This is a genomic window from Caballeronia sp. LZ003 (genome assembly GCF_031451465.1).
Taxonomy (GTDB): domain Bacteria; phylum Pseudomonadota; class Gammaproteobacteria; order Burkholderiales; family Burkholderiaceae; genus Caballeronia.
On record NZ_JARUXJ010000067.1, the window covers coordinates 1 to 1048 of the forward strand.

Annotated in this window: 3 protein-coding genes; all 3 read right to left on the reverse strand. The window is 56.0% G+C overall.

Annotated features, from left to right (window positions below):
- Nucleotides 1–115: 115 nt before the first annotated feature.
- Genes QCE79_RS32940 through QCE79_RS32950 form a run of 3 tightly spaced genes read right to left on the reverse strand, consistent with a single transcriptional unit; the run spans nucleotide 116 to nucleotide 971 of the window.
- Nucleotides 116–376 carry a hypothetical protein gene (locus QCE79_RS32940; RefSeq protein ID WP_244830528.1) on the reverse strand — a complete coding sequence of 87 codons (261 nt, stop codon included), beginning with the start codon at nucleotides 374–376 and terminating at the stop codon, nucleotides 116–118.
- Between the two features lie 36 nt (nucleotides 377–412).
- Nucleotides 413–673, reverse strand: coding sequence for a hypothetical protein (locus QCE79_RS32945; protein ID WP_244830526.1), 261 nt, complete (start codon nucleotides 671–673; stop codon nucleotides 413–415).
- A 37-nt stretch (nucleotides 674–710) separates the two neighbouring features.
- Nucleotides 711–971 (reverse strand): hypothetical protein, encoded by a 261-nt coding sequence (locus QCE79_RS32950; RefSeq protein ID WP_250495513.1) that lies wholly within the window; start codon nucleotides 969–971, stop codon nucleotides 711–713.
- Nucleotides 972–1048: the final 77 nt, after the last annotated feature.

A 1048-nucleotide genomic window follows, 5' to 3' on the forward strand; every position in this document is an offset into this window, starting at 1 on the left:
TTCACCCAGAGGGCCGCAAGGAGATACGGTCCTCTCGTTGAGGCTCGGACGTTATCGGCAAGAATCAACGAGAGAAGAAGGCACGTGGTCCTTCCCTCTCTGAGCCTGCGAGCCCTTAGGCCTTCATACCGACGAACATGCTGCCGAGCGCATCGACCGACTTGGTGATGCTCTTGACGTCCACGTTCGTGTGTTGCGAGGCATCGACCTGCGTGACCGGTGCGACATTGATTTGCGGGCTCGCGAAAGACACGCCGCCTGCCTGATAGTTCGAGTTGACGCCGGTGTTCGAGAAGATCGAGAAGCCGCCCGCGATGGAGCCCATTGCAGCGCGATCGAGTTCTTTCTCAGCAGCAAGGTTCTTGATGGTCAGCATGATAAATCCCCTAAGAATGTGTTTCGATGGTGAGAATTAAAGCGCCAAGCCGCCGAGCAGGCTCCCCACAGCGGTGATCGATTTGTTGACGGTCTTGAGATCGACATTGGTGGTGGTCGATGCATCGACTTGCGAAACAGGTGCAATGTTCGCTTGCGGCGAAGCGAACGACACGCCGCCAGCTTGCACGTTGCTGTTGATACCGGCGTTCGAGAAGAGCGAATTACCGCCCGTGATGGCGCTCATTTCAGCGCGGTCGAGTTCCTTGGAAGCAACGAGGTTCTTGATGGTCAGCATGATAAATCTCCTAAACAATGTGATTGGATGGTGTGAATTAAAGCGCCATGCCGCCGAGCAGGCTGCCCACGGCGGTAATCGACTTGTTGACGGTCTTGAGATCGACGTTGGTGGTGGTCGATGCATCGACTTGCGTGACAGGTGCGATGTTCGCTTGCGGCGAAGCGAAGGACACGCCGCCTGCTTGAACGTTGCTGTTGATACCGGCATTCGAGAAGAACGAGCTACCGCCCGTGATGGCGCCCATTTCAGCACGGCCGAGTTCTTTGGAAGCGGCGAGGTCTTTGATCGTCAGCATGGTGAATCTCCTAAGTGGTTGGTTGGTCGAGCGTTGATTTGTTGCGCTCGCAGCTACATATGCGAGAGGCATGCCAA